Here is a 20,447-nt window from a genome sequence, read left to right as displayed (position 1 = left end):
CCGCCCCTGACCTCACCCCCTACGCTGGAGCCCGCCACGTCGCGGATGCGGAAGACCGCCGGAGAACAACCGGAAGACCGCCGGACGACGCGCGACGGAATTGAACCAGGATGGGACGGAGCAAGGGTGACGACGGGGGACACGAGCGGCGGCGAGCTGGTCGGTACGGTCATAGCCGGGCGTTACCGGGTGACGGCGCAGTTGGGCCGGGGCGGCATGGGCGTCGTCTGCCGCGCGGTGGACGAGGTGCTGGGCCGGGAGGTCGCGGTCAAGGTCCTGCGCGCGTACAACGACGCGTCAGGACCCGAACTGGCCGATCTCCGGGCCCGGATGCAGCGCGAGGCGCGGGCCGCCGCCCGTATCCGTCACAGCGGTGTCATCACCGTGCACGACGTGACCGAGGAGCAGGGCCTGCCGGTCATCGTCATGGAGTTGATCGAGGGTCCCTCGCTCGACGGCGTGCTGGCGGAGAACGGCGCGATGGATCCCCGCGAGGCCGCCGCGATCGGCGCCAAGGTGATGGACGCGCTCGACGCGGCGCACCGGGCCGGGGTGCTGCACCGGGACGTCAAGCCCGGCAATGTGCTCCTCGACCGCAGCGGGCGGGTGGTGCTCACCGACTTCGGCATCGCGAGCGTGGAAGCCCCCGACGAGGGCGCGCTGACCAAGCTGACCCAGGACGGGGTCATCGTCGGTTCGCTCGACTTCCTGGCGCCGGAGCGCGCCAAGGGCCAGGAGCCCGGCCCCGCCTCGGACATCTGGGCGCTCGGCATGACGCTCTACGCGGCGGTGGAGGGTGGGTCGGCGTTCCGCCGGACCTCCGTCTGGTCCACGCTCAACGCGATCGTCGGGGACCCGCTGCCGGAACCCCGGCAGTCCGGTCCGCTGGCGCCGGTACTCCTCGCACTGATGGCCAAGGAACCGGCGGACCGCCCGTCCGCCGATCAGGCGCGCCGGATGCTGGAGGCGGTCGCCGCCGGCAGCGGCACGAGTGTGCTGCCCGCTTCCGTGGCCGGAGTTGCTCCGCTGCGCCGGCCGGTGCCTCCGGCGGGCGCGGGATCAGCTGACGCGACCGCCGGCCGGCCGGTCGCGCCCGCCGCCTCTCCCGCGGAGGCGGCGCCGCAGCCCGGAGTCGCCGGTTATCGGCCGTCCGCCGGCCTGGGCGGCTCGGGCGGCCCTCTCGTCTCCCCCGCCGGTGGCAGGGAACGGCGCACCGAGCCGCTCCCCTCGCGCCGTCGCAACCGCGGCCGGGTCACCGTCGCGGCGGCGGCCGCCGCCGTCGTCCTGGCCGGCGGCGGACTGGCGTACGCCCTGGTGGGAACGGGTGATTCGGGCGGCGGTGGCGGGTCGAAGAACCACGCCGCCGGCTCCAGCGGCACCCCGCAAGGCGAAGCCAACATCGCGGGCGAGAAGGCCGGTGGGAAGACCGGCAAGAAGGCCGGCTCGAAGTCCCCGGGAGCGTCCGTGTCCTCCCCTCGCACGTCCGGAAAGCCCGCGAAGCAGTCCGGCGGCGCGAGCCCGGGTGACGCCGGCAGCCCGTCCGCCTCCGGCAGCAAGGCCGGCGGCGCACCGTCGTCGCCGGCGGCCCCCACCACGTCGGCGAGCGCGGTGTCGAAGAGCTGCACCGGATGGACCCACCAGGACCCGCATCCCGGCACCTACGGCTACATGACCGGCAGCTTCCACCTCACGACCGGCCCGTACGCGGTATGTCCGGACGTCGCGGCGGTCACGTCGGGAGCGAAGGTCTTCTACCACTGCTTCATCCTCAACGCGTACGGCCACACCTGGACGTACGTGCGGATCGACGGCACCAAGACCGCGGGCTGGATGTCCAACGACAACCTCACCAAGCAGAAGGGCCCCGCCTACCACTGCTGAGCCCCCGCCGAGCCCCGCCCCCGCTCCCCCACCGGCCCGGTCGTACGGTCCGACCGGGCCGGTAGGGTGCGCGAGTGATATTCGCACGAGCCACTTTCACCGCCGCCGTCGCCGCCTTCGAGGCCGCGGTGCGCGCACAGGACTCCCGGGCGTCGGAGAAGTCCTTCGGGAAGCTGCGGCAGTCCTTCCAGCGGGCGGACGACGCCGAACTCGCCGCGGCCGCACCGCGGCTCGCCGCGCTCCTGCCCGACGTGCCGGCCGGCACCCGTTCGGTGATCGCGGTCGTCGTGGGTGCCTGTGTGGAGCGCGGCGCCGATCCCGCCGGGTGCGCTCCGGCGGTCCTCACGGAGCTGGGGAAGGCACTCGCCGGCGCGGCGGAGTTCGTCGAGCGGTGGGCCGCCACCGGTGGCGGCGACCTGCCGCAATCCGACGGGAGCGGCCCGGACGCCGCGGTGGTCGACCGGGTCGGCGCGGACGCCGCCCAGGCGTGGTGGTCGCTGCCGCAGTGGGAGATGGCCACGGTCGCCGTGCTCAACCACCGGGCGGTACGGGCCCAGGTGGACGGACGTCAGGAGTTGGTCGCGGCCGCCCGCCGCCTCGCCGAGGCGAGCGGCGACGAGCTGAAGTGCCTCATCTACGCGCTGCTCGTCCTCGACGACGAGCCGCTGGTGGTCCTGCACCGCGAGAGCCGGTCCGGCTACCGGATGCGGATGAGCGGGCTCGGCGACAACTTCCAGCTCCACACCCTGCTGGCCGCCGAACTGGTCGGCGCCGGGCACGTCCCCGGCGAGGCGCCCGCCCCCGAGGCCGTCGCCGTGTGCCGGAACGCCCCGGGCCAGGTGCCCACGACCGGTGCGTTCAACCTGGCCGCACCCGACGGGACATGGATCTGGAACGAGGGCACGCCGTCCGACGTCCCGGTCGTGGACGGCGTGCGGCTCCTGGTGCTCGACCCGCCGCCGTACTCACGGGGGTGGCCCGCCGGCCGCTTCTTCCCCGGCATGCCCGGCGAGCTCGTGCTGGAAGGCGTGCTGGACGCGGCGGAGACCGAGAGCTGGTTCGCCAAGGTCGCCGACGCCAAAAGCTGACTCACCTCTGGGGGACGGACCGGGCGGACACGGCGGCCCGGCAGGTCAGCGCCGCCGCAGCACGCCACGGATGAAGGCCGCCTGCCCCGCGTGCTGCAGGTCGTCGGAGATGACGCTCACGAGGCGTACGCCCTGCGTCACCGCCGGGGTCCAGGCCTCGTCCACGACGCGGTCGAGGTCGGCGTCACCGAGCCCTCGCACGTAGCCGACGGTGTGCTCGTGAACGGCGTCGTAGTAGCCCAGGAGCAGCGCCGGGGTGTCCACACGGACGGCGGCCACGTCGTCGGCACGCTGGCCGTAACCGGTGGCTCCGGTGGAGAACGGCAGCTGGAAGCGGTCGAACCAGCCCTCGGCGGTCCAGATCTCCTCGGTGCCCGCCAGGTCGGCGACATGATCGTCCTGAATGCGCGTCAGATGCCACACCAGCCAGGCGATCGAGTTGGCCTCCCCGTCGAGCCGCACGGACAGCTCGTCCGCGCTGAGTCCTTCGACGGCGCCGTGGACGGTTTCCTGGACTCGGCCGAAGGCATCGGCCAGTAGCTCCGCGCTGTTCATCCGTGACTCCTCAGAAAGTGGCAACGTTCCGACCCTTCCGATTGTGCACGCCACCCGGCGGGGTGGGCGGGAGCACGGGCGGCGGGGCGCCGGCCGGGCCGGTCCGGAAAAAATCACCGGAGTCGCCGCTGCGCTCCAATTCGAACACGTGCTTGAATTACCGGGTGATGTACTCCTTCCCCCACGACCTCCTGCAAGCACAGCGCGAGTGGTACGCCGTGTACGGCCAGCTCGCCGACCGCACCAGTAGCAGCACCGCCGCACAGACCACGGCGCTGCGCCGCCGTCTGCACCGGCTGTCCGTCCAGGTGTCCACGCATCCGTACTGGGAGGCACATACCGGACGGGCGCCGGCGGCGCGCATGGCGCTGCGTGAACTGGCACGCTCCTAGGCACAGTTCGACGGGACATCTCCGTGGCAGGTCCGCCCGTCAGTGGTATCAAGGGGCAGACGTTCAACGGAGGAGGGGCCATGCCGGGTTACGCCCGTCGGTACGTCGGAAACTTCGTTCTCGCCCTCTTCATCAATCTCTCGGTGCCGGCGGTCCTCCTCATCGCCGTGGCCGCCGCCGGCCCCGGAGTCGACGGGAGGTTGTCGGCCGCTTCCCTCGGCCTGGGGCTGCTCGGTGCCCTGTCCGTACCCTTCTCGGCGAAGCGTCTCGCGCGGGCGGACTTCCCGCGGATCACCCGCGGGGACCTCGTCAAGGACGCGGGCCACCACGAGGACGATGCGTTCGCCCTGTGGGCGCCGCGCGCCGATGACAGCATCCGGCAGGGCCGGTTGGCCAGGGCCGATGTGCTGGAAGCGACGTTCGTGTCGTACACCCCCGACACGGAGGCGAGCTTCGTCCACTACGTCGGCGACGTCGACCCCACCGAGGTCAAGCCCCTGATCCGGCTGAAGCTCCTGGTGCGCGGTGACGGAATCGACTCCTTCGAGACCACCGACGACGTACGGGTACAACCGCTGTGTCTGGCCGCCGTCACCGCGGGACGCCTCGCCGTCTACGTCGATCCGGACAGCTGCACGGTGCGGGGCGTCGACTGGCCGCGCAGCGCCCTGCTGTCCGGGGCCAGAACCTGCAAGGTGCTCGGTCTCGACGGCCGGAGCGTCGATCTGACCGGCCGTCCCGACCTCCTGATGGAACAGATGCAGATCTCGCGCGCTGCCGGCGGGATCGCTCTGGTCGTCGACACGGTCGTTCTCCAGCGGCTCGAACCCGCGGTGGCGGCACGCATAGCGGGGCTGGCCGAGCGGGCATGCGCCACCGTGGCGGACCGGGTCCGCCCGGCCCCGCCGGGCGAGGGGCCGACCTGGGTGGTCGACGAACTCCCCGGTGAGACGGGAGCGTTCGGCCAGGTCGGCAAGGGCTGGGCGCGCAGAGGCGGGCGGCTGGCCCGTGCCCGGTTCCTCGAGATCCGGGGCACGACGACCTTCCAGAGCGACGGCCCGGTGGTGAAGACGATCCTGCGCATCCGCCCCGAGGACGGCGGCGCCCCCTTCGACGTCCGGCGCAAGCTGACGGTGCCGATGAACTATCTGGCCCTGCTGCACCGTACGAAGGACGTCGTCGTCCGCGTCAGCCCGAACGGGAGGGCGCACGACATCGACTGGGAGCGCACCAATCTTCTCGCCGGGGTCAGCCCGGCCGTGGTGATCGGTCCCGACGGGCAGCGGTTCACCCTGACGGGACAGGCCGATCCGCTCTGGGCCGTGATGAAGCTGCTCGTGACCAACGCCGTCAGCAACTCCAGCGGCACTCTGGACCTGCGCGAGCACCGCCCCGAGGTGGCGGATCAGGTCCTCGACGCCCTCAGACGGACGGCCTAGTCCTCGTCGGCGGTCTCGCCGAGGAACAGCGGGCAGGTCCAGGCCTCCGGGCCGCTCACTTCCGAAATCCGGTTCCCCATCCGCACCCCGGTTCACTACACTCGCAACGAATCGCGCGCCGCCACGTCTTCGTCATCGCGGCGCGCACCGTGACAAGTGAGGGGAGACCGGTCGTGCGTTACCGCACCGCTGTCGTTGTTCCCCAGTCACGGTACGAGGTGATCCTGGTGTCTTCGTGCCCCCAGTGCCGGCTGCGCGGCTGCCACTGGATGTCCGTGACGAACGCCTGACCCCTGCGCCGACCCCGCACTCGTCCCGCCCTGTGGTGAACCGCCGGGGCGGGTACGTCCCGATGCGGTGTGCCGCGTCAGGGGGTTACGTGCGGCCCGACCTGGCCGCAGCCGCAGGCCGTCTTCGTCCGGAATCGCGCCGACCCGTTCCAAGGATCACCCCGAAAGGCCATGGGCCGTGCGTACCGACCTGCATCGTCAACCCGTCAATCCACTGACCGCCGTCCGCAATCTGGGCATCCTCGCCCACGTCGACGCCGGAAAGACCACCGTCACCGAACGGATCCTGTACTTCACCGGCGCCACCCACAAACGGGGCGAGGTGCACGACGGGACGACCGTCACCGACTTCGACTCCCAGGAGCGCGACCGTGGCATCACCATCTTCGCCGCCGCGGTGAGTTGCGCGTGGGACGGACACCGGATCAACCTGATCGACACGCCCGGCCATGTGGACTTCTCCGACGAGGTCGAGCGTTCGCTCCGCGTCCTCGACGGCGCGGTCGCCGTGTTCGACGCCGTCGCCGGGGTCGAGCCGCAGAGCGAGTCGGTGTGGCGGCAGGCCGACCGGCACGGCGTACCGCGGATCGCGTTCGTCAACAAGCTGGACCGTGTCGGCGCCGATCTCGACGCGGCCGTCGAGTCGATCCGGGAGCGGCTGCATCCGGCTCCGCTGGTGGTCCAGCTGCCGATCGGTAAGGAGGACGGGTTCACCGGGGTGGTGGATCTGCTCCGCATGCGCGCGCTGGTCTGGGCCGGCGACGGTGACACGTTCGAGGAGGGCCCGGTACCCGAGGCCCTGCTCGAAGAGGCGCGCCGGCGCCGCCGGTTGCTCGAGGAGGCGGTGGCGGAACTCCACCCGCTCGCGTTGGAGGAGTTCTGTACCGAGTCGACGATCTCCGCGGCGACGCTGGCCGCGGCGCTGCGCGACCTGACCCGTACCGGTGAGGGCGTTGTGGTGCTGTGCGGTGCGGCCTACCGCAACCGCGGTATCGAGCCGCTGCTCGACGCCGTCGGGGCCTATCTGCCGTCGCCGCTGGACGTTCCGGCGGTGCGCGGCACCCTGCGCGGCACGGAGGAGGAGCGGGCCGCCGATCCTTCGGCGCCGTTCGCGGCGCTGGTGTTCAAGGTGACGTCGACGTCCACCGGGCGGCTGACCTATCTGCGGGTGTACTCGGGAACGATCCGGAAGGGAGACACGGTGATGGACGTGGGCGCGCGGCGCTCCGAGCGGGTCAGCCGGATCCTCCGGGTGCAGGCGGACCGGCACGCGGAGCTGGACCAGGCGGTCGCCGGGGACATCGTCGCGGTGATCGGGCCGAAGGCCGCCCGCGCCGGAGCCACCCTGTGCGTACCCGAGGCTCCGCTGGTCCTCGAACCGCCGACGACGGCCGATCCGGTCGTCTCCGTAGCGGTCGAGGCGCGGAGGAGCACCGATACGGACCGGTTGGTGTCGGCGTTGGTGCGGCTGGTCGAGGAGGATCCCTCGCTGGTGGTCAGGACCGACACCGAGACGGGTCAGACGGTCCTGTCGGGCATGGGCGAGCTGCATCTGGAGGTCGCGGTGGAGAAGATCCGCCGCGCCCACGGTCTGGAGGTCGGCGTCGGCCGTCCGCAGGTGGCGTACCGGGAGACGGTCTCCCGCGGCGTCACCGGACTGCTGTACCGGCACGTCAAGCAGGACGGCGGCGCGGGCCAGTTCGCCCATGTCGTCCTCGACGTGGATCCGCTGGAAGCCGCCGATGCCGTCGGCGAGGAAGGCGGCGGCAGCGCGGTGGAGTTCGTGTTCCGGTCGGCCGTGGTCGGTGGACGGGTTCCGCAGGAGTACGTCCGGGCGGTGGAGGCCGGCTGCCGGGACGCTCTGATCGAGGGTCCCCTCGGCGGTCACCCGGTCACCGGACTGCGGGTCACGCTGACCGACGGAGCCACCCATCCCAAGGACTCCTCGGAGATGGCGTTCCGTACGGCCGGCCGGCTCGCGCTCCGGGAGGCACTGCGCGCCAGCGCGATGGTGCTGCTGGAGCCGGTGGTCGAGGTCACGGTCACCGTGCCCGACGACGCCGTGGGCGGGGTACTCGGTGATCTGGCCGCACGGCGCGGCCGGGTCTCGGGCTCGGCCGCGCGGGCGGGCACGGCGGTGATCACCGCGGCCGTGCCGCTGGCCGAGCTGTTCGGCTACGCGACCCGGCTGCGCAGCCGGACCCAGGGCCGGGGGACGTTCACCACCCGGCCCACCGGCTACGCCCCGGCCCCGGCTTCGGTCACGGCCTCGGCCTCGGTGGCCACCCGCTGAGCAGGTGGCTCAGGGTCGGCCCCGCTCGCGCACGCGAGCGGGGCCGGCTCCCGGCACGCGGGACCGGGACCCGCTACGCGCCGGCGTCGGGCGCGTTGAGGAGAGTCATCTCCTGCTCCGTGAGACGCAGCGCGCCGGCGGCCACATTGGCGGTGAGGTGGTCCGGATTGCCGGTACCGGGAATGGCCAGCACATGCGAACCCTGCTGGAGCGTCCAGGCCAGCCGGACCTGCGCGGGCGACCCGCCGTGCGCGTCGGCGATGACACGTACCTTGGCGTTCTCCGCACCGGTCGCGCCCGACTCGCGCCCTTCACCGGCGATGGCGAAGAACGGCACGAACGCGATCCCCTGCTCTCCGCAGAGGTTCAGGAATTCGTCGGCGCCCGGGCGCCGCGCGTCGATGCCGTAGCGGTTCTGGACGCAGACGACGGGTGCGACGGCCTGGGCCTCGGCGAGATGTTCGGCGCGGACGTTCGACAGGCCCAGATGACGGATGAGACCGGCGTCGCGGAGCTCGGCCAGCGCCCCGAAGTGCTCGGCGATCGGGCCGGGTGCGTTCATCCGCAGATTCACCACGTCGAGGTGGTCCCGTCCGAGCTGACGCAGATTCTCCTCCACCTGGCCCCGCAACTGATCCGGCGTGGGCCAGGGCAGCCACGCGCCCGACGCGTCCCGGCTCGGACCGACCTTCGTGACGATGACCAGATCGTCCGGGTACGGGGCGAGCGCCCGATTGATCAGCTCATTGGCGGAGCGCAGCGACGAGAAGTAGAACGCGGCGGTGTCGATGTGGTTCACACCGAGCTCGATCGCCCGGCGCAGCACCGTGATCGACCGGTCCCGGTCGCTCGGCGTCCCGAGGTCGAACGCGGCACTCCCGGTCAGGCGCATCGCGCCGAGTCCGATCCGGTTGACCGTCAGGTCACCGAGCTTCCAAGTACCTGCGGCCCCGGCGGTGATCGTCCGTGCGGGCAAGGGCGGCCCTCTCCATCGATCTTCGTCCGGTGGTCCCGGCAGCACTGCGGAGATCGGATTATGAGGTCCCGGCCAGCGAGCCGGGAAGCCGGGAGAGGTGCGGTGATCATCACATCCGGAACGGGAATCCGCGGCCGGGGATTCGGGTTGAGAGTTCGGATGGGCAGCGACAGCACGCTGCCGCCGGGGACGGCGCCTGGCATGACGCTCTACCGCGCGGGGCCGCTCCTCGACACTGCCGAGGAGCGGCCCTGAAACCGTGCGGCGTCTCAGACTGCGCCTCTGACGGTGCCTCAGACGGCGCCGCGTCGGGCGCCGCGGTCGTGGGCCTGCTCCGCGGGCGACGGGAAGAAGGCGCGGGCGGCTGAGGTGCCCAGGCCACCCGGGGCGGCCCAGACGTGCCCTTCCGGAGAGGGCAGGGACGGGAGTGCCAGGGGCTCGGACGGGAGGGCGGTCCGGGGCGTGGGTGTGTGCGGGACGCCGCCGTAAGGCAGGGTGGTCGGCAGGTCGGCGTCGTAGTAGCGGCGTACGCCCCGGTGCCAGTTGAGGATGCCGACGAGCCAGTCCTGCAGTTCCTTCATGTACGCGTCCATCGTCGCCCGGCCCTCGGCGTCCAGGTCGAAGTCGTCGTAGAGCACCGGAAGTTCGTGCTCCATCGCGTGCTGGAACTGGGCGAGCCGGGACGACATCAGATCCGCGACGATCTTCAGTGCGGTCGGATAGTCGCAGTCGAAGAAGTTCTCGACGACGAGGATGAGGTTGTGGATCTCTCCCTCGTACTGGATCTCCTTCTGGTACGAGAAGACGTCGTTGATCAGGAATCCGTAGTCGGAGACCGCGTTCTCGATCGCGCGCAGCGTGCCGCTCTCATAGATGCCCGGCGGCAGCTTCTTGCCGTGCCGCATCCGGCTCAGACTCATGGTGAGGTCGGAGCCGAAGGTGAACCGGCGCATCTCCAGATAGTCGATGGGGTCGGGGATGCGGTTCTGGTGCTGGTTGTGGAGTTCCCACAGCCAGCTGTCCAGCATGACCTCGATGGTGCGCTGAAAGGCCCGGCGCTGGTCCATGTCCATGGGCACGACGGTGCGGCCCCACAGGTCCGCGAGGCCGCGTTCCATCGGGGTGACCGCCAGGGCGGCACCGACGGCCGGTTCCTCAACGGTCATACAGGCCTTGAGACGGTCGGTGCACAGTTTCGCGCCGGCGAGGTCGTGGGTACGGCCGAAGGCGAGCGGATACAGGTCGTCGCCGTAGGTCCCCCACGTCAGCCACTCCGCGCTGAGCTCCAGCTCCTCCCGCGTGGCGTCCGGATCGAGGCCGGCCGAGCAGAGGGCGAAGTCGTAGCCGGCGAGCTTGTCCTCGTCCCAGATGTCGGCGAGCAGGCCCATCCGCCCGGCCCAGGCGATGGATTCCTTCCGCGCGTGATCGAGGTGGGGACTGACCGCCAACGTGAACGGCAGCTCGAAGTCCGGCAGTTGAGAAGGGCCGACATGCCGGCGCGGCACGTTGCTGTGACTCCGCAGCCGGGCCTTGGCAGGCCGGCCGAAAAGCGACTTGATGTCCAGGACCGACAGGCCGACGGCTCCCCCGAACAGGGCGTTCGGGGTGGTGACCGCGCCTTCGTTCATATAGCGGCTGGAGCGCAGATGCCACTCGTGGCCGCCGGACTGCCAGTCCTGCAGCCCCTTCACGTACGCGGCGACGGCCGCGCACTGCGCCGGATCCAGGCCCTTCTCGACGCAGAGCAAGGGGACTTCGGTCAGCGCGGAGTTCTCGAACTGCTGCAGCCGTGAGGTGAGCAGGTCGTTGACGGCCTCGGCGGCCTCCTGGGTCGTGCAGCCCAGGAACGTCTCCAACACCAGCACGCCGTTGCTGAGTTCGCCCTCCTCCTCCACCTCCCGCTGATATGAGAAGAGGTCGTTCCGCAGGTGGACGCCGTCCGAGAAGGCGTCGGTGAGGACGCGCAGCGGACGGGTCCCCGCGACCGGGACCGGGAGCTCGGCGTTCGCCGCGAACTCGATGATCCCTGCGGACCAGGGCGCCCCGCCCACCTTCCGCCGCATCTCGATGTACTCGACGGGGTTGGCGATCCGCCCCGTGTCGATGTTGGCGAGTTCCCACAGGGACTCGTTGAGGAGGTTGCGGGTCGACTCCGCGAAGCGCTCGCGCCAGGCGTACGACATGCTCGGCACGGTGCGCGCCCACAGATCGGCGAGCCCGGCCTCCACCGGGTTCTGCGGCTCCGGGAAGCCGTCCGCCAGATCCATCGGCATGAACGCCGGCAGCCGGTCGAGATACTCCTTGCCGCCCTCCCGGTCCGGTGTCCGTTTGTAGAGCTCCAGGAAGTGGTCGTCGAAGAAGAACACCCACACGTACCAGTCGGTGACCAGCGACAACACGTCGGCGTCACAGTCCGGGTGGGTGTACGAGCACAGCAGGGCGTAGTCGTGGGCGTCGAGGTCCTTCTGCTCCCAGATCCCTGAACCCTCCAACATGCCCATTCCCCGGGCCCACACCCTGGACTGCTCACGGGCCGCTTCCAGATGCGGGTTGAGCCGGGCCGGGTACGGCATGTAGAACTCGGGCAGGTCAAACGGCTGAGTCACTGGGCCGCCCCTCCAATTTTGCGCGCCAGTTGGTCAGGCCCAGTCATGCCCAAGTGGCCGGTGGCCATACGGAGTACCGCGTCGTCTCACACGAAAGTATGACGTTCCGCCAAAACACCCCGCCCGCGCGGCCGGTTCTGCAGATGGAACCGCGCGGACGTTCCATGTGGGCGTTCCGTGTGCCCGTTCCCTGTGCCCGTTCCGGGTGCGCGTTCCGGGTGGCCGGTTTCAGCCGTTCCAGGTCCAGTCCGCGACCTCGGGCAGGTCCACCCCGTGTTCGCGGATCCAGGCGTGGTGGCGCAGTCGGACGTCCTCCATGTCCTGGCGGACGGTGGCGGCGCGGACGGCGAGGCCGGGGACGCGGTCGATGACGTCCATGACCAGGCGGTAGCGGTCGAGGTCGTTGCGGACCACCATGTCGAAGGGCGTGGTGGTGGTGCCCTCCTCCTTGTAGCCGCGCACGTGCAGGTTCGCGTGCCCGGCGCGGCGGTAGGCCAGCCGGTGGATGAGCCACGGGTAGCCGTGGTAGGCGAAGACGACCGGCCGGTCGCGGGTGAACAGGGCGTCGTACTCGGCGTCGTGCATCCCGTGCGGGTGTTCCTCCTTCGGCAGCAGCCGGGCCAGGTCGACCACGTTCACGACCCGCACCCTCAGCTCCGGCAGGTGTGTGCGCAGCAGCTGCGCGGCGGCCAGGACTTCCATGGTGGGCACGTCGCCGGCGCAGGCCAGCACCACATCGGGCTCGCCGGCGCCGTCCTCCGTGCCGGCCCATTCCCAGACGCCGGCGCCGCGGGCGCAGTGCGCGCGGGCCTGGTCCAGGGTGAGCCAGTCGAAACAGGGCTGCTTGCCGGCGACGACGACGTTGACGTAGTCCCGGCTGCGCAGCACGTGGTCGGCCACCGCCAGCAGCGTGTTGGTGTCCGGGGGCAGATAGACCCGTACGACCTCGGGGCTCTTGTTCAGGACGTGGTCGATGAAGCCGGGGTCCTGGTGGGAGAAGCCGTTGTTGTCCTGCCGCCACACGTGCGAGGTGAGCAGGTAGTTCAGCGACGCGATGGGGCGGCGCCAGGGCAGCCGCCGCGAGACGCGCAGCCATTTGATGTGCTGGTTGACCATCGAGTCGACGATGTGGACGAACGCCTCGTAGCAGGAGAACAGACCGTGCCTGCCGGTCAGGAGATAGCCCTCCAGCCAGCCCTGGCAGGTGTGTTCCGACAGGATCTCCATGACCCTGCCGTGCCGGTCCAGGTCCTCGTCGACCTCCAGGGTCTCGCCCTGCCATGCCTTGCCGGTGGCCCGGTAGACGCTCTGCAGGCGGTTGGACGCGGTCTCGTCGGGGCCGACCAGCCGGAAGTCACGGCGCTCCGCGGTGTCCTCCATGATCGTCTCCACCAGGTCGCCCAGGACGCGGGTGGGCTCGTGGAGGGTCGCGCCGGGTTTGTCGACGGGGACGGCGTACCGCTCGAGCGCCGGGATCGGCAGGTCCCGCAGCAGCAGACCGCCGTTGGCGTGCGCAGTCGCACCGAGCCTTCGCTCGTCGACCGGCAGGCATTCCAGCACCTGATCGCGCGGGCGGCCGTGCTCGTCGAACAGCTCGGCCGGCCGGTAGGACCGCAGCCAGGCCTCCAGCTGGCGCAGGTGCTCGGGGTTGTCGCGCACGTGGGACAGCGGGACCTGGTGGGCGCGCCAGGTGCCTTCGACGGGAAGCCCGTCGACCTCCGCGGGACCGGTCCAGCCCTTGGGGGTGCGCAGGACGATCATCGGCCAGCGGGCGCGCTCCGCACCGCCCTCCTCGCGGGCGGTGCGCTGGATGAGCGCGATACGGTCCAGCGCGGTGTCCATGGCGCGGGCCATGGCCTGGTGCACGAGCAGCGGGTCGTCCCCGGTGACGTGGATCGGTTCGTGGCCCAGTCCGCGCATCAGGTCGTCGAGTTCGGACTCGGGGATCCGTGCCAGGACGGTCGGGTTGGCGATCTTGTAGCCGTTCAGATGCAGGATCGGCAGGACCGCTCCGTCGTTCACCGGGTCGAGGAACTTGTTGGAGTGCCACGAGGCGGCCAGCGGCCCCGTCTCGGCCTCACCGTCACCGATGACGCAGGCGACGAGCAGACCGGGGTTGTCCAGCGCGGCACCGTAGGCGTGCGCGAGCGAGTAGCCCAGCTCCCCACCCTCGTGGATCGATCCGGGGGTCTCCGGCGCCACATGGCTGGGGACCCCGCCGGGGAACGAGAACTGCCGGAACAGCTTGCCCATGCCCGCCGCGTCCCGGCCGATGTCCGGGTACGTCCGGCTGTAGGTCCCCTCCAGCCAGGTGTTCGCCAGCACCGCCGGCCCCCCGTGCCCCGGCCCCCACACGCACAGCGTGTCCTGGTCGCGCGCCTTGATCACCCGGTTGAGATGGGTGTGGACGAGGTTGAGACCGGGCGAAGTGCCCCAGTGGCCCAGCAGCCGCGGCTTGATGTGCTCCGGGAGCAGCGGTTCAGTGAGCAGCGGGTTGGCCATCAGGTAGATCTGGCCGACGGCCAGATAGTTCGCCGCCCGCCAATGCGCGTCCAGCGCCGCCACTTCGGCATCGTCAAGGTAACTGTCCTGGTGCGTCGATGAGCTGATGCCAGGCATATCCATCTCCTCCGCAAGCGCCGAACCGGCGTCGCTCCTACCCTGCGACGCGGTGCGACCCCGCCTCTTGGGCCGATAGGGGACATCCGGGGGGCCGAACGGCCCCCACTTCCAGCGGTGTCAGCGCGGTGTCAGCCGTCGTCTTCCAGACCGCCCACCGATACGGAGCTGTCGCGATACTCACCGAACGGGCCGTACAGGTCGAGCAGCCGGGTGCGCGTGGAGTGCAGCCGGCCCCCGATGACCTCGGCGCAGAGCAGGACGAATTCGTGTCCCAGTCCGGGATCGGCCGCACAGAGTTCACGGACCTCCGGCGCCGGGAACTCCCTGGCCCGCACGGCGGTGTGCGCCTGTGCGCCGAGCTGCCACCGGAACGGCGGGAACAGCCAGGACCAGCCGAGGAGTTCGCCCGCCGAGACGGTCTGCACGACGACCGCCTGCCGCCCGGGGACGTGCAGATCCAGGGCCACCTCGCCGCGGTCCAGGACCCAGAAACGTTCGGCGGACCGGTCGGCGTCGAAGATCCGGGTGCCCGAGGGAAAGGCGACCGCTGTGGACAACGCCAGCAGTCGGTCACGGTGTGCGGTGGTGAGCCGGTCGAGAATGGAGTGTGTGGTGGACATCGCACTGTCCGTTTCCGCGGCTCCGCGGTCTTCGACGTGTGCAGACGTGGTCGCGCTTCGCCGCTTTGGTTGTCCGTGCTTCGGTGGTCGTGCTTCGGTCGTCCATCGATCCTGCCTGCCCTCCCATCCTCACCCAGGCGGCGCTGACGCGCAGGGTCCCGAACGTCCTCAGTTGCCGGCAGGGCAGAGCGAACGGTCAGTGCGCGCCGGTCACCCTCGGTGACCGGCTCCGCGCCCAGCTCGGCGGGCAGCCGTGAGATGCGGGTCTGACACCATGCAGCGAGTTCACCCGGTGCCATGGCGCCGGTCGACGACCCCAGAAGGCGGTAGATCCCGATGAGCAGGCCCGACGACCAGGCGCGGCACCATCCGGTTGTCGTCGCGCACCGCGCCAGCCGTTCTTCGGACCTTCAGCTGCGCATCGCCGATGCGATCACCAAGTTCGCCGGCTCGATGATGTTCGTCTATCTCCACGGCGTCGCGTTCGTGGTCTGGATGCTGGTCGTCGAGACCAACCCCTGGCCCACGTTGACGCTCGTCGTATCGCTCGAGGCGATCTTCCTGTCGACGTTCGTCATGATCGGACAGAACCGGCAGGCCGTGTTCCAGCAGGCCAAGGCGGATCACGACTTCGTCGAGCAGGAGCTGGAGCTCAAGACCAACACCGAGCTGACGCGGGCCATCCACGCCATGACCACGGAGATCCACCGCCGACTGGCATCGGGCGAGGCCGAGGCCGACCGCAACGCCTGACGTTCCGGGTCCGGGTGTCTCAGAACTCCGAGTTGGCGAACCAGTGCGCGAGCAGTTCCTCGTCGCCCTCGATCCCGAAGAGGTCCGCGGCACGGTCGAGCCGGCCGTAAAGGAGCAGCAGCAGATCCGCTGCGGCGCCTCGCACGGTCGCGTCGGCGGTGGGCGTCGCCGGCCCGGCGGGGTGCGGGTCGATCCCGAAGCCGTCGGGCCGCAGGCGGACCAGCCAGCCACCGTTGCCGCTGACGTTGCCGGTGCCGGTGCCGCTGACGTCCGTGCACTGGAACCGGATGGTCTTCCCGTCGCCGCGCAGATTGGACACCTTGGGCGCGAAGGACGCGGCGAACGGCAGATTGGTCAGGAACTCGTCGACGCCGTCGGCCGCCAGGTCGCGGTCGATCACCGGCCGCAGGTCCAGCGCGCGTTCCGCGTCGGTGCGGTGCACCAGCGTTTCGAAGAGCATCCGCCGCACCCAGAACCGGGCGTGGTGGTCGGCGCCCCACACCCACATCGGGGCATCGGGGTCGGTGGCCGCGAAGGCGTTCGCGGCCTCGGCCGCGCTCGCCGTCAGCCAGTCGGGGTAGCCGTCATCGGTCGGGGGCAGCCGCAGCTCGACGTCACGGCTTCGCGGCCGTTCCTGGACCTGCTGGCGCAGCAGGACGGAGAACCAGCGCTGCACGCTCCCGGTGTGCTTGACCAGGTCGGCGAGCGTCCAGCCAGGACAGCTCGGCACCGGGGTCGCCAGGTCGGCGCCCTTGACCGCCGCCACGAACCGATCGGTCTCGGTCGCGACGGCGACGCGGTGATCGGCCGAGGTCACTGTGCGTCCCGAATGATCCGACGTTGTGCTCACCGTGGCGTACCTCCGTGATGTGTCCGGCCCCGAAGACGGCGGTCCGGGGGGCCGGGTTTCTCCTCGCAGCCTGCCACAGCACCGGCCGGGGGCGGCCCACCGCATCCAGGCCGCGCGGGCGGCCCGTACCCGGGGCCTGGATGCGATCGCATCGCCCGAGGACCCCCCCATACAAAAGATTTACCGCCAATGGTATAGACAACAACTACTTTTGCCGTCCAGTATGGGCGGTATGTAGCGGGTCGTGGGACAGGTCCCAGCGCTGGACCCGGCCGCTCCGGCGATTCCGGTGAATCCGGCGCCCGGGTGAACGAGGAGGCGGTCATGTCCACGGCGGACACCTATCGGGGTCGGGCGCGGGCCGCTGCCTATCTGCGCTGCTACCCGTACGACCAGTGGCGGATGGCGGTCCATCTGCACGCCCTCGAAGAGCACGCCGACCGGCTCGGCCACCACGCCCCGGAGATCTTCCTGGACAACGGCGTCTCCTGCCGGGCGGTGCGGCCGGAGCTGAGCCTGCTGCTCGCCCGGGTCGCGGTGGGGACCATCGACACGGTGTTGATACCCGGTCGCTGGGTGTTCTCGCTCGACGACCGCACGGCGGACTCCGTCATGGACTTCGTCCGGGGGTGCGGCGCCGAGGTCGTCGAGCTTCCGCATCACCGGGACCTCTCTCCCTCGCCGTATCCCGCCCTCGCCGGCTACCGGGTCCAGCGAACGCTCTGAACGCCACCGAGTGAACCGCCGCCCCTCCGACCGGCTCCCGTGCCCCCTCGGCTGACACCCACTACAGTGTGGGCATGTCCGGTGAATTGGTGCCCGATCACGGCGAGCTGCGCGCGTCTCACGAAGACCGGGACCAGGTCGTGGAGCGGCTGCGGGTCGCCGCGGGAGACGGCCGGTTGACCGCCGAAGAGCTGGACGAACGGCTCGAGGTGGCGTTGACGGCGCGTACTTACCGAGAACTCGAAGCGGTGCTCACGGATCTGCCGGCGACCGGACCGTCGTGGACGGGCGGTGTCCCCTCCCCCGCCCCGAAGGACAGGTCGCGGATCGCGGTCGACAGCGCGAGCGCGAAGCGCGAGGGCACGTGGGCGGTGCCCCGGCAGATGGAGATCGAGTCCAACAGCGGCTCCGTCGTGCTCGACTTCACCAGTGCCGTCATCGGGTCGCCCACCCTGGAGATCGAAGCGTCGGTGCGCAGCGGGTCGGTGACCCTGATAGTGCCGCCGGACGTTTTCGTGGACGTCGACGAGGTCTCGGTGAGCAGCGGCAGCGTGCGCCATCGGGCACATGTCTCCGCCGGGACGCCGATCCGGCTGCGTATCCATGTGACGGGAAAGGTGCGCAGCGGCAGCATCACGGTGCGACCGCCCAGGCCGCCCCGCCGCGGTTTTCTGCAGTGGCTGCTGCGCCGGCCCGGGCCGATGAAGTCGATCGCCCGCTGACGCAGGGCGTGACGGCGTTCGCACCGCGGACTACGGATCGGCCCGCTCCGCGCTGTCCGCGGGCGGCAGGTCCTGTTCGGCCCAGATCGTCTTGCCCGTGGGCGTGTAGCGCGTTCCCCAGTGCTCGGTCATCTGGGCGATGAGGAAGAGGCCGCGGCCGCCTTCGTCATCGCTCGCCGCGTGGCGCATATGGGGTGAGGTGTGCCCGGAGTCGGAGACCTCGCAGATGAGGGTCTGATCGCGGATGAGCCTCAGCAGGATGGGGCCCTCGGCGTAGCGGATGGCGTTGGTGACCAGCTCGCTGACGATCAGTTCGGTGGTGAACGAGACGTCGTCCAGGCCCCATTCGCCGAGCTGCCCGGTGGCCGCGGCGCGGGCGCGGCCGACCATGACCGGGTCGGCGGCCAGCTCCCACACGGCCACCCGGTACTTGTCGAGCCTTCGCGTGCGGACGAGGAGCAGGGCCGCGTCGTCGTCCGACGGCCCGGGGAGCAGCGTCGAGACGGTCCGGTCGGCGAGCTCCTCCAGGGGGCGCCGGTGCTCGGCGAGGATTTCGTCGAGCCGGTCGAGCCCGGCGTCGATGTCGCGGTCGGAGGACTGGACCAGACCGTTGGTGAAAAGTGCGATGAGGCTGCCTGCGGGCAGCTGCAGGTCCGTGCTCTCGAAGGGCAGGCCGCCCAGTCCCAGGGGCGGGCCCGCGGGGAGCTCCGGATAGCTGACGAGGCCGGTCTCCGCGTCGACCACGGCCGGCAGCGGGTGGCCCGCGCGCGCCATGCTGCACTGTCCGGTCACCGGGTCGTACACCGCGTACAGGCAGGTCGCGCCGAGGGCTTCGTCGTCCTCCGGGCCGCCGCCCCGCACGCCCCTGACCGCGGCCCACTCCTTGGCGGACTGGCCGACCAGGTTGTCCAGCCGCGTCAGGAGTTCGTCCGGGGCGAGATCGAGCTGGGCGAGGACCCGGACGCTGGTGCGCAGGCGCCCCATGGTGGCGGCGGCTCCCAGGCCGTGCCCGACCACATCCCCGACCACCAGGCCGACCCGGGTGCCCGACAGCGGAATGACGTCGAACCAGTCGCCGCCGACCCCGGCCCGGCTGTCGGCGGGCAGATAGCGGTACGCCAGCTCGACGGCCGTCTGCGGTGGCAGGCTCTGCGGGAGCAGGCTGCGTTGCAGCCGGAGAGCGGCCGTGTGCTCACGGGTGAACCGGCGGGCGTTGTCGATACAGACCGCGGTACGCGCGACGAGCTCGTCGGCGAGGTCCAGCTCACCGTCGTCGAACGGGTCGGTGTACCGGTTCCGGAAGAACGTGACGAGTCCGATCGGGCTGCGCCCGGCCCGTAGCGGCACGGCGAGACACGAGCGGAGCAGCGGTTCCTGCGCCGCCTTCGCGTCCGGAGTCTCCTTCACGTCGTGCGCCGTGTGCTGCGGGTTCGGGCCGGTCTCCAGAATCTTCCGGCCCAGGGCCAGGCTGCGGGCCTGGGCCGATGCCGGTGGGTAGTCGACCAGCCGGCGTGCCGAACGTCGCGGGGCTCCCGCGCCCGTCGTCCCGCCGGCCCGTCCGGTGTCTCCCCACATCCGGACCAGCCGCCGTCCGGCGGTGGTCCCCGGCGTGGTCTGGTCCCCTTCCAGTACCGCCTCCAGCAGGTCCACGGTGATCGCGTCCGCGAACTGCGGCACGGCGACCTCGGCGAGCTCCCGCGCCGTGCGACTCATGTCCAGGGTCGTACCGATGCGCGCTCCGGCGCGCACCAGGAGGGCCAGCCGCTGCTGGGCCCGGTAACGGTCGGTGATGTCCACCGACTCCTCGCACATGCCCAGGGATTTCCCCTGGGTGTCCTGAAGCCGGTAGTAGGAGCACGACCAGACGCGGTCGTGCTCCGGATCGACGGGTGCGCGGCCGCCGTAGTGCAGATCGATGACGGGCTCGCCGGTGGCGAACACCGTCCTCATGACCTGTTCCAGCGTGGGCGGATACCCCTCGGACAGAACCTCGCCGTCCAGGAGCATCTCGTCCGGGGACATGCCGACGTACTGTGTGGAGCCCATTTCGCGGTTCAGCTCGGCGTTGATCCACACCACCCGCATGTCGGCGTTGTAGATGGCGAGGCCGACGGAGGAGCGGGTGACGAGCCCCTGCAGCATCGCCTGCTGGGCCTCCCACTGGTCCAGCTCCTCCGAATCGGCGGCGACGAAGAGCCAGGCCGGCCCGGACCCTTCGGAGGACACCGGGACCATCGTCGTGGCGATCCGCAGCGAGCGGCCGTCCCGGTGGCGCAGATGGAGAACCACGCTGCGGGTGCTCTGCTCCGCCCCTGGCGGGCCGGCGCGCCCGCCGGTGCCCGCACGGCGCGCCAGCAGCTCGTCAGCGGGGCGCCCGAGCACGTCGTGCGCCTCATAGCCGAGCAGCTCCGCCGCCGCCGGGCTCCACCCGATGACCCGTCCACGGGCGTCGAGAACCGCTGTGGCTGCTCTCGTGACGTCGAGGGGTCCACGGGAGTCCACCCCGTCAGCTCCGTCCATCGCACAGTTCCGCCTTAATCCACTACCTCATGGTGGGCCCGGAGCCCTGGCGCCACAACCGCTCTGCCACGCCCCGGACTCCCCCGTCGGGCGCCGGCCGGGTCCGCCCCACCC

Annotated in this window: 15 protein-coding genes; 8 read left to right on the top strand and 7 right to left on the bottom strand. The window is 70.9% G+C overall.

From position 1 onward, the window contains the following. Positions 1-126: 126 nt before the first annotated feature. Both LNW72_RS34245 and LNW72_RS34240 read left to right on the top strand, forming a co-directional pair. Positions 127-1,881 carry a serine/threonine-protein kinase gene (locus LNW72_RS34245; RefSeq protein WP_250978924.1) on the top strand — a complete coding sequence of 585 codons (1,755 nt, stop codon included), beginning with the start codon at positions 127-129 and terminating at the stop codon, positions 1,879-1,881. A gap of 74 nt (positions 1,882-1,955) precedes the next feature. Continuing rightward, the gene (locus tag LNW72_RS34240; RefSeq protein ID WP_250978923.1) at positions 1,956-2,969 is read left to right on the top strand and encodes a hypothetical protein; all 1,014 of its coding nucleotides are present in this window, start codon (positions 1,956-1,958) and stop codon (positions 2,967-2,969) included. 45 nt (positions 2,970-3,014) lie between these two features. Here the strand turns inward: LNW72_RS34240 and LNW72_RS34235 are convergent, their stop codons facing one another. Beyond that, positions 3,015-3,524, bottom strand: coding sequence for a DUF664 domain-containing protein (locus LNW72_RS34235; protein ID WP_250978922.1), 510 nt, complete (start codon positions 3,522-3,524; stop codon positions 3,015-3,017). A gap of 167 nt (positions 3,525-3,691) precedes the next feature. Here LNW72_RS34235 and LNW72_RS34230 point away from each other — a divergent pair, with 167 nt between their 5' ends. The 3 genes from LNW72_RS34230 to fusA all read left to right on the top strand — a co-directional run bounded on the left by LNW72_RS34230 (position 3,692) and on the right by fusA (position 7,938). After that, on the top strand, positions 3,692-3,916 hold the full coding sequence (locus tag LNW72_RS34230; protein WP_187145353.1) for a hypothetical protein: 225 nt from the start codon (positions 3,692-3,694) through the stop codon (positions 3,914-3,916). Between the two features lie 80 nt (positions 3,917-3,996). Continuing rightward, on the top strand, positions 3,997-5,355 hold the full coding sequence (locus tag LNW72_RS34225) for a hypothetical protein (protein WP_250978921.1): 1,359 nt from the start codon (positions 3,997-3,999) through the stop codon (positions 5,353-5,355). Positions 5,356-5,823: 468 nt separating this feature from the next. Then, positions 5,824-7,938 (top strand): elongation factor G, encoded by a 2,115-nt coding sequence (gene fusA / locus LNW72_RS34220; protein WP_250978920.1) that lies wholly within the window; start codon positions 5,824-5,826, stop codon positions 7,936-7,938. A gap of 73 nt (positions 7,939-8,011) precedes the next feature. Here the strand turns inward: fusA and LNW72_RS34215 are convergent, their stop codons facing one another. The 4 genes from LNW72_RS34215 to LNW72_RS34200 all read right to left on the bottom strand — a co-directional run bounded on the left by LNW72_RS34215 (position 8,012) and on the right by LNW72_RS34200 (position 14,762). Continuing rightward, positions 8,012-8,914 (bottom strand): oxidoreductase, encoded by a 903-nt coding sequence (locus LNW72_RS34215; RefSeq protein WP_250978919.1) that lies wholly within the window; start codon positions 8,912-8,914, stop codon positions 8,012-8,014. Positions 8,915-9,207: 293 nt separating this feature from the next. Next, a complete protein-coding gene (locus LNW72_RS34210) occupies positions 9,208-11,520 on the bottom strand; it encodes a germacradienol/geosmin synthase (RefSeq protein ID WP_250978918.1) in 2,313 nt (770 codons plus the stop codon). A 228-nt stretch (positions 11,521-11,748) separates the two neighbouring features. Beyond that, positions 11,749-14,139 carry a phosphoketolase family protein gene (locus tag LNW72_RS34205; protein WP_250978917.1) on the bottom strand — a complete coding sequence of 797 codons (2,391 nt, stop codon included), beginning with the start codon at positions 14,137-14,139 and terminating at the stop codon, positions 11,749-11,751. Between the two features lie 131 nt (positions 14,140-14,270). Next, positions 14,271-14,762 (bottom strand): cyclic nucleotide-binding domain-containing protein, encoded by a 492-nt coding sequence (locus LNW72_RS34200; protein ID WP_250978916.1) that lies wholly within the window; start codon positions 14,760-14,762, stop codon positions 14,271-14,273. Between the two features lie 336 nt (positions 14,763-15,098). Here LNW72_RS34200 and LNW72_RS34195 point away from each other — a divergent pair, with 336 nt between their 5' ends. Beyond that, the gene (locus LNW72_RS34195; RefSeq protein ID WP_250978915.1) at positions 15,099-15,515 is read left to right on the top strand and encodes a DUF1003 domain-containing protein; all 417 of its coding nucleotides are present in this window, start codon (positions 15,099-15,101) and stop codon (positions 15,513-15,515) included. Positions 15,516-15,534: 19 nt separating this feature from the next. On the opposite strand, the gene LNW72_RS34190 is transcribed toward LNW72_RS34195, so the two are convergent. Then, positions 15,535-16,332 carry a maleylpyruvate isomerase family mycothiol-dependent enzyme gene (locus tag LNW72_RS34190; RefSeq protein WP_250978914.1) on the bottom strand — a complete coding sequence of 266 codons (798 nt, stop codon included), beginning with the start codon at positions 16,330-16,332 and terminating at the stop codon, positions 15,535-15,537. Positions 16,333-16,689: 357 nt separating this feature from the next. Here LNW72_RS34190 and LNW72_RS34185 point away from each other — a divergent pair, with 357 nt between their 5' ends. Beyond that, positions 16,690-17,091, top strand: a complete 402-nt coding sequence (locus LNW72_RS34185; RefSeq protein ID WP_250978913.1) for a hypothetical protein — start codon at positions 16,690-16,692, stop codon at positions 17,089-17,091. A gap of 74 nt (positions 17,092-17,165) precedes the next feature. Continuing rightward, positions 17,166-17,813 (top strand): DUF1707 domain-containing protein, encoded by a 648-nt coding sequence (locus LNW72_RS34180; RefSeq protein WP_250978912.1) that lies wholly within the window; start codon positions 17,166-17,168, stop codon positions 17,811-17,813. A 30-nt stretch (positions 17,814-17,843) separates the two neighbouring features. Here the strand turns inward: LNW72_RS34180 and LNW72_RS34175 are convergent, their stop codons facing one another. Continuing rightward, entirely contained in the window at positions 17,844-20,333 is a 2,490-nt protein-coding gene (locus LNW72_RS34175) for a SpoIIE family protein phosphatase (protein WP_250978911.1), read from the bottom strand. Positions 20,334-20,447: the final 114 nt, after the last annotated feature.

Source organism: Streptomyces sp. RKAG293, from assembly GCF_023701745.1.
Classification (GTDB): domain Bacteria; phylum Actinomycetota; class Actinomycetes; order Streptomycetales; family Streptomycetaceae; genus Actinacidiphila.
Note: the sequence above shows the minus strand (reverse complement) of the source record. Positions and strands in the feature narration are given on the sequence as shown.

Coding starts and splice junctions, on each gene's coding strand:
- LNW72_RS34235 (WP_250978922.1), bottom strand. CDS start 3,524: ATGAACAGCGCGGAGCTACTGGCCGATGCCTTCGGCCGAGTCCAGGAA.
- LNW72_RS34230 (WP_187145353.1), top strand. CDS start 3,692: ATGTACTCCTTCCCCCACGACCTCCTGCAAGCACAGCGCGAGTGGTAC.
- LNW72_RS34225 (WP_250978921.1), top strand. CDS start 3,997: ATGCCGGGTTACGCCCGTCGGTACGTCGGAAACTTCGTTCTCGCCCTC.
- LNW72_RS34205 (WP_250978917.1), bottom strand. CDS start 14,139: ATGCCTGGCATCAGCTCATCGACGCACCAGGACAGTTACCTTGACGAT.
- LNW72_RS34200 (WP_250978916.1), bottom strand. CDS start 14,762: ATGTCCACCACACACTCCATTCTCGACCGGCTCACCACCGCACACCGT.
- LNW72_RS34195 (WP_250978915.1), top strand. CDS start 15,099: ATGAGCAGGCCCGACGACCAGGCGCGGCACCATCCGGTTGTCGTCGCG.
- LNW72_RS34185 (WP_250978913.1), top strand. CDS start 16,690: ATGTCCACGGCGGACACCTATCGGGGTCGGGCGCGGGCCGCTGCCTAT.
- LNW72_RS34180 (WP_250978912.1), top strand. CDS start 17,166: ATGTCCGGTGAATTGGTGCCCGATCACGGCGAGCTGCGCGCGTCTCAC.
- LNW72_RS34175 (WP_250978911.1), bottom strand. CDS start 20,333: ATGGACGGAGCTGACGGGGTGGACTCCCGTGGACCCCTCGACGTCACG.